The following is a 7805-nucleotide window of genomic DNA, read 5'->3' on the forward strand; positions in this document are numbered from 1 at the left end:
GTCGAAGAGCGGGTTGTCATCCATGCCACCGCCCATGCCCCGGGGACCGCCGCCGCCGCGCGCCTGCACGTCCACGTTGACGACGGCGGACTTCACCGACTCCACCAGCGGAGCCAGCGACGGCAGCGCCTGCGCCTCCCGCGTCGCGGGCTGGAGGTTGCCCGGCGCGGTCTGCGCGGGGGCCTGGGCCCAGGAGACCGACGGGACGGCGAGCAGGAGCGCGCCGACCAGGGCCCTGCGGAACATGACGGGAGAACGGTTCATATGCACCCCAAGCTAAAGCCGAAATGCGGTCCCGCAAGCGAAAGGGCCTGTGGGCGGTCATCCAGCGCAACATGGTGTCAGCCGGGCTGGTAGAGGCGGTAGTCCAGCTCCGGGAAGACGTTGTCGCGAGCCTCCAGCCCGGTGAGCCAGGGCTCGTCCAGGGTACCCGCGCGGAGCTCGTCGTGCAGGCGGAGGAAGTGGCGCACGTGCTCCTGGGTGCGGCGCTTGGCGTACTCCACCATGGTGCCCGTCTTCATGATGAAGGCCCAGTCGGAGCTCTGGGCGAGCAGCAGCTCGCGCGCGGCCTGGTTGAGCGCGCGTCGCTGAGAATCGGTGGCCTCCGGGAAGTCCCGGGCCAGCTCCACCATCTTCCGCGCGCAGTGGTTCAGGTGGCGGTAGACCCAGTCGTTGCTGTCGTCCAGCCACATGTGCGCGTAGCCGCCCGCGCCCCACGAGGACATCGGCGGCGTGGCCACCTGGTTCTCGGGGTGGTCTCGCAGGTCGTCCGCCGGCGTCACCAGGTCGAAGGTGGACCGGGCGCGCGCGGCCTGACGGATGAAGGACTCGAGGAACCACGGCCCCTCGAACCACCAGTGGCCGAAGAGCTCCGCGTCGTACGGGGCCACCACCACGGGCTTGCGGCCCCCGAGCCGCGAGGCGAGGTACTCGAGCTGCCGCTGCCGGTTGAAGAGGAAGTTGCCGGCGTGGACCTCGGCGCGTGCGCGGGCGCGCGCGGGGTCATAGGGCTGCTTGTCGTTCGTCTTGCCGGTGATGCGGTAGTACTTGAAGCCCGTGTTCTTCCGGTCCCCCGTGGGTTGGATGTACGGGCGGATGTAGTCCAGGTCCAGGTCCCAGCCGATGTCCCGGTAGAACTCGCGGTACTCGGGGTCGCCGGGGTAGCCGTACTCGGAGCTCCAGACCTGCTGGCTGCTCTCGGGGTCTCTCGCGTACGCGGCGACGCCGGCCTCGGTGAAGATGGGCGCATAGGGCCCATGGAGCGGACGCGGCGTGGCGTCCGTGAGGCCGTGCGTGTCGACGAAGAAGTACCGGATGCGCTCGGCGGCGAGCACGCGCTCCAGGCCCGGGAAGTAGCCGCACTCCGCCAGCCAGATGCCCGCGGGATCCTTCCCGAAGTTCTGCCGGTAGTGGTTGGCGGCGACCGACACCTGCGCGCGCACGGCCTCAGGGACCTGCTGCATCAACGGCAGGAAGCCGTGGGTCGCGTTGCACGTGAGGATGTCCACGTGGCCCGCGTCCTGGAGTCGGCGGAACGCGGAGACGAGGTCTCCTCGGTAGCGGTCATGGAAGGCGCGGCGCAGCGACTCGAAGTGGTCGCGATGGAAGCGCGCCAGGGGACCGAAGGTGGCGTCGGTCCTCGTGCGATGGACCTCGCGCTCGCCCAGCTCACACAGCTGCTCGAGCTTCCTCGCGTAGCGCTTCATCAACAGCTCGTCGCGCAGCATGGTGACGAGCGTGGGCGACAGCGTCATCGCCAGGCGGAACGGGACTCCCTCCTCCGCCAGGGAATCGAACGCGAGCAGCAGCGGGAGGTAGGTCTCGGAGATGGCCTCGTAGAGCCAGTCCTCCTCGAGGAAGTCCTCGTGCTCGGGATGACGGACGAACGGCAGGTGCGCGTGGAGGACGAGAGAAAGGGAGCCCAGGCTCATGGTCGGTCGGAGGTCCGTGGAGGTTCACGAGCGGCCGCCGCCCGAGGGCGGCTTCCGATGCGAGGGCTCGTTCGAGACAGCGGGTGGAGGACTCCTGACCTCCAGGACGCGCTCGGAGGCGGCGCGGTCCCTGGCGTCCGACGACCCGGGGGGCGCGTCGAAGAAGCCCGACACGGGGATGACCGACGCGGGCTCGTCGTGTCGCGGCGGCGCGGGCTCGCGAGTCTCTTGTGCGCGTGCCTCGAAGTAGCCGGACTCCGGCGAGGTGGGCGTCCCTGCGCCGGGGAGCTCACGGGTACCTCGTGGCGCCTCGCTGCTCGCCGGTGTGGCCGCACCAGGCACCCCAGGGCCCTGGTGAAGGTCCGGGCCCTCGCGCGAGGAGGTGTCCCCATAGCGCAGGTCCGAGGCCTCGAAGGCTCGCGGGCTGGGCTCGACGTGGCGGGATTCCGCCACATCGCCCTGACGCGGCTCCGCGACGACCACGGGCGACGCGAGGGGCATGAAGTCCGAGCTGGTCAGCGCGCATGGAGGTGACACGAGGTACTGCCAGCCCGCGGCGTCGCTGTAGGCCCCATCCGATGCCCCCGAGGCTCTCGGAGGGAACTCCAGATAGCGCCAGCCGGACGCTCCGGGGACCTGCGCGGAGGCCTCGAAGTACCGCATGTCCGATGCGCCCGGAGCGCGCGGGGGCGATTCGAAGTATCTCCGGTCGGACGACGACGGTGGCGCGGCGCCACCCGCGACGTCGACGTAGCGCATGTCCGATGCGCCAGGAGCCCGACCGACCTCCAGATACGCATACGTGGGGCGAGGACCTTCGACGGGTGGACGGGCGCCTTCGAGCCTGCCCACCGAGGGCGATTGATATCGCTGGTCCGAAGCCCCCGGAGCCCGCGGCGGCCCCACTTCGAGATACACGAGCGTGCGCGGCGCGGGAGGCGCGAGGGGCGGCTGCTCCGCGTAGCGCATGTCCGAGGCCCCGGCCATCCGAGCCTGGGCTTCGAGGTAGCGCTGAGAGGCGACGTAACGCTGATCCGAGGCACCCGGCGCGCGTCCGATGCCGGCGAGGTGCGGGCCCGAGGATTCACCCGGAAGCCCACCCTCGACGTCGAAGCGCTCGCGGTGGACGACGGGGATGTCCTTCACCCCCGCGCTTCCTGGCAGCTCCACGCGATGCCACGTGACGTACTCGCGCTCCTCCACCGGAGGCACCTGGCGCCTGGGAACGGGAGGCGCCTCGGGCTCCACGGGGACCGGGCGACGCATGAACCGCACGGAGGTGTCGGTCGAAACGCCCGCCGGAGGAAGTGCAACCCGGTTGCTGGAACCACCGATTCTACGCGAACGACCATCGCGCCCGAGGAAGTGCGCCTCGATGCGGTACAGACGTCCGGAGGGCAGCCCGTGAATGTAGTAACCGCGCGTCTCGAGCACGCAGTCGAGCTCGCGCACGAGCGCGTCTCCGTCGAAGACCCGCAGCACGGCGCGAGGGGAGTCGAGGTCACGCATCGCGCGCGTCCGCGTCGCGGCGCTGAAGTCCCAGAGCGCGAAGAGCGTGTTCGGGTCTCTCGCGAGCAGCAACACCGTGTCGTCCTGGTACTCGGAGGGCAGCGCATCCTGCGCGGCGGTGTGTCCCTCGCCTCGCTCCGCGGACACGGGCGGGGGCTCGACCTTCTCCTGGAGGTGATGACGTCGGGCCTCGCTCTCGCCGGCGACACGGGCGACGAAGAAGCCTTCGATGATCGGCTCCGCGCGATGCTGCTCGACGGGAGCAGGTGCGGGCGGCGTCGCCTGGGATGGCTCGGGGGCGCCCATCGGCGCCGAAGGCGTGGGTGCCGAGCCCTCGGCCTCCGCCCTCGCGGGTTCACGAGGCGCTCGCGGCTTGGGGGGAAAGTTCACCACCTGCGCGGGCCGGGCCGAGGGAGGACTGCCGGGCTTCTCGGAGGCGCGCTTCGCGGCCACGCGCTTGGGCGCGGACACCCTCCCCTGCTCCGAGGGACCCTCCGCGCGGGGACGACCAGGCTTCGGCCTCGACTCGGCGGGCGCCTTCGCCACCGTCACCGGGGACGCCCGGGTCGCCCGCTTCGAGGCCGGCGCTTCCTTCGTGGCGTCACCGCGCGACGCCGGAGCCTTGGCCTTGGCGGACACGGCCGGGGCCTTCGACGCGGCGGTCTTCACCGGAGGCGCCGCCTTCGCGGGGGGCCGGGGCCTGGCGGTCTTGGACGCCGGCGCTGGAGCCTTGGCCGCGGCGGCCTTCACCGGCGGAGCGGGTCGGGTCGCGATTTTCGCCGGGACCGGAGTTTTTTCAGCCGGGGCCTTCTTCGCGGCGGCCTTCTTCCCGGGAATCTTGATGCCCGCCAGCCGGGCGAGCTTCGCCAGCGCGGGCACGAAGGCGGCCAGGGCGGCGATCAACTCTTCCTTCTTGAGCTTGCTGTATCCGCTCCCCAGGTGCTTCCGAGCCAGCTCTCGCAGGGAGCCGACGGTGACGCTCTTGAGGTCGTCCATAGGCACCGTTCGCCTTTAGGTCGCTGGCACTGGAGGGTCAACGTGCCAGCATTGCTTGTGTTCGTCGCCCGACCCCCTCAGCTTCTCATCAACCGATGACACCCACGAGGCGGCTGGGTATTCTGCCCCCGCTTTGAGCGACCTGCCCAGACTGCTCCTGTGCAGCTTCGACGTCATCCCCGGCCCATCCGGCTCGTCACGCCGTTTGACCGAGTACCTCAAGGCGTTGCCCGACCGCTTCTCTGTGGTGGTGCTATCGGCGAAGACGCCTGACCACTCCCATATCGAGAAGTACCAGGGCGCTCGGCTGCTGCGCGTGCCGGTAGGCTCGGGGGACCTCGCCTCGCGAATCCAGGCCTTCGAGCGGGCCGTCCGGCGCCAGCTCGAGAGCGAGGACTACGCGCTCGCCCACTTCACGGACCCCTTCGGGGGCTACGCGTTGTGCGAACTCAAGGGGGACTACGGCTACCGCCTCATCTACGAGGCGCAGACCTTCCCGTCCCAGGAGCTGCGCTACACGCACCCGCAGACGGAGGGCGACCGGCGCTTCCTGTCGAAGGTCCGCAGGCAGGAGCTGTTCTGCCTGATGAACGCGGACCGCATCATCACCGGCTCCGAGACGACGCGCTCGTACATCCAGTCCCTCGGCGCGAGCGAGGACCTCATCCGTGTCGTGCGCGCCCCCGTGGACCTGGGGCCCTTCTCGCCCGACGTGCTGGGCGCTCCGGATGGAGAGCCGCTGCGGCTGATGTACCTGGGCAGTCACGTGGGCTGGCAGGGGCTGCCCACGCTGCTGCGCGCGGTGGCGCTGGCGGCGAAGCAGGTGGAGGTGCGGCTGACGCTCGTGGGCGCGCAGCACCCGGACTGGCAGCCGCACCTGGACGAGCTGGTGAAGGAGCTCGGCCTGAAGGACCAGGTGGAGTTCCAGCCGCCGGTGCACCACGACGACGTGGCGAAGGTGCTGGCGCTGGCGGACGTGGGGGTGCTGGCGCTCGACGATGTGGAGCGCAACCGGCTGCAGGGCGGACCGCTGGCGAAGGTGTCCGAGTACTGCGCCGCGGGCCGGCCCATCATCGCCGCCGACCTGCCGGTATGCCGCGAGCTCATCCCGGCGGACGCGGCGGTGTTCTTCCCCGTCGGGGACAGCCAGGCGATGGCCGCCCGCATCGTCGAGCTGGCGCGCGACGTTCCTCGACGAATCGAGCTGGGGCAGCGGGCGCGGGAGCACGCCGAGTCGGCGCTCGACGCGGGGGTCATCCGCGGGCAGCTGCTGGATATCTACGACTCGCTGTTGGACAAGCGCTCGGTCCCCGTGTCGGGCCGGAGCGAGGATGACCTGCCCGCGGCGACGATGGTGACGGGCACGCCGACCAGCCGGCTCGCGTCGCTGCTGCCGCCCGACAGCGGGCGCATCAAGAGTCCGCAGCCGGCGAAGCGAGACCCCGTCGAGGAGAAGCCCGCCGAGCCCCCCTCCGAGGTGGCCGCCGAGGAGCCCCCCGTGGTGATGGGGATGGTGCTCGAGGACGGGTTCGATACGCGGCTCATCAAGACGGAGCCGGACGCGCGACCCATCGAGCCTCCCGTCGTCATGGGGCTGCCGCTGCGTGAGCGCGCCGCGCAGACGTCGACTCCGGGCGCCGTTTCGTCGACCTCGGCCCCGACGACTTCCGAGCCCACGCCGGTGACGGCGCAGGGCATCCCTCCGGATCCGACGCCGGTCACGCCCCGCCGCACGACGGAGCCCGAGGAGCCGGAGCAGGACGCGCCTGAAGCCTCACCTCGTCGCGAGGATGCACGCGAGGAGGACGCGGCGGAGGAGCGGCTGTCGAAGGTCCCTCCGCATGGGACGCCCCGGCTTGGGGATGAGCCACCGGCGCCGCCGCCCGTGGAGTCACAGTCGGCGAGGTTCCCGGACGGGTCGCGCGAGGAACCGGGCGCGAAGGAGACCCGGGATGAGCGCGCCGAGGAGCCTCCGTCGCCGACGCCCGTGGTTCGCGCGCCGGCTCCGCTTCCAATGGATGAGCCGCCGTCCCCCACGCCCATCATCCGCATGCCGGCCTCGTTGAGGGATGACCGGGGCGCGTTGGCGCGGGACGGGGGGGCGTATTCCAATGGCCGCCATTCGACGCGGGAGGAGGCGCCCTCGCCGACGCCGGTGGTCCGGGCGCCGGCGCCGCTGCCGTTCGACGAGCCGCCTTCGCCCACGCCCATCGTCAAGGCGCCCGCGCCGCTGCCGTTCGACGAGTCGCCCTCGCCCACGCCCATCGTCAAGGCGCCCGCGCCGCTGCCGTTCGACGAGCCGCCCTCGCCCACCCCCATCGTTCGCAGCCCTCTCGCCTCGCGAGCGGAGGACGACGCACCGGCACCGACTCCGATCATCCCCGCGCGCTCGGTGCTCGCGAGTCGGAGCACGTCCGCACGGGTCGAGACACCGTCGCGTCGGATGGCGCCGCTCACTGCGCAGACGAAGGGCTCACCCGACGGAGACCGCGGTTCGACGCGAGCCGACTCGGAGCGTCCGTCGGTTCGTGGTGCGCCCGTACCGGATCCGGAGCGTCCCGCGGGGCGCGCGGGCGCGACAACTGACTCCGAGCCCCCCTCGGTTCGCGGCACGCCACTCCCCGACGCGGAGCGCCCCAACGGGCGCGCGGGGGTGGATTCCGAACGTCCCTCCGGGCGTACACCCTCCATCACGGATGAGCGTCCCTCCGCGCGGGGCACGCCGGCTCCTGAACCCGAGCGGCCCTCCGGGCGAACCCCCTCCATCACGGATGAGCGTCCCTCCGCGAGGGGCACGCCGGCTCCTGAACCCGAGCGCCCCTCCGGGCGAACACCCTCCATCACGGACGAGCGTCCCTCCGCGCGAGGCACGCCGGCTCCTGAACCCGAGCGGCCCAACGGACGCACGGGTGTGGACTCGGAGCGCCCCTCCGTCCGAGGCACCCCCGTCCCCGAATCGGAACGGCCCTCCGGGCGCACTCCGACGGTCCCCGAACCCGAACGGGCCTCCGTGCGCGTCCCGAATCCCGACTCGGAGCGGCCCTCGGTCCGAAGCGCCCTGCCAGAGCTGGCCGCTCGCGGTCACTCCACGGACCCGGAACGCAACACCCCGCGCCCCTCCGGCATCGTCGAACCGGAACGTCCTCGCACGGGTGAGACAGATCGGCTCCCGCCGCTCGTCCGTCCCAGCCCGCCGCCCGACCTCTCGCGCAGCGGATCACGCGGCAGCGCGCCCGACCCGGATCGCCCTCCGCCCATCCTCACCCCGGGAGCCGGCACCCCTTCCGTCGGAAAGTCCTCCCTGCTGGGCGACCTGCCGCCGCCCGACACCGACCGAGGACCTCCCGTCCTCAGCCCCTCCAGTGACGC

General features: G+C 71.7%; 3 protein-coding genes and 1 pseudogene. 1 reads left to right on the forward strand and 3 read right to left on the reverse strand.

All coding sequences use genetic code 11. The features are described 5' to 3' along the window. From FL311_RS38670 to FL311_RS38680, 3 genes and pseudogenes are all read right to left on the reverse strand, one after another. Positions 1-264: pseudogene (locus tag FL311_RS38670) on the reverse strand (peptidase S1); the annotation flags it as partial. A 77-nt stretch (positions 265-341) separates the two neighbouring features. Then, positions 342-1931: a glycoside hydrolase family 57 protein gene (locus FL311_RS38675; protein WP_141332666.1), complete on the reverse strand. Its 1590-nt coding sequence runs from the start codon at positions 1929-1931 to the stop codon at positions 342-344. Positions 1932-1955: 24 nt separating this feature from the next. Continuing rightward, the gene (locus FL311_RS38680; protein ID WP_141332667.1) at positions 1956-4436 is read right to left on the reverse strand and encodes a DUF4912 domain-containing protein; all 2481 of its coding nucleotides are present in this window, start codon (positions 4434-4436) and stop codon (positions 1956-1958) included. A 133-nt stretch (positions 4437-4569) separates the two neighbouring features. On the opposite strand from FL311_RS38680, the gene FL311_RS38685 reads away from it, so the two are divergent. Continuing rightward, positions 4570-7805 (forward strand): glycosyltransferase (locus tag FL311_RS38685; RefSeq protein ID WP_141332668.1); only part of this gene is annotated, 3236 nt, incomplete at its 3' end.

Origin of the sequence: Myxococcus sp. AB025B (genome assembly GCF_006518215.1) — a bacterium.
GTDB classification, from domain to species: domain Bacteria; phylum Myxococcota; class Myxococcia; order Myxococcales; family Myxococcaceae; genus Myxococcus; species Myxococcus fulvus.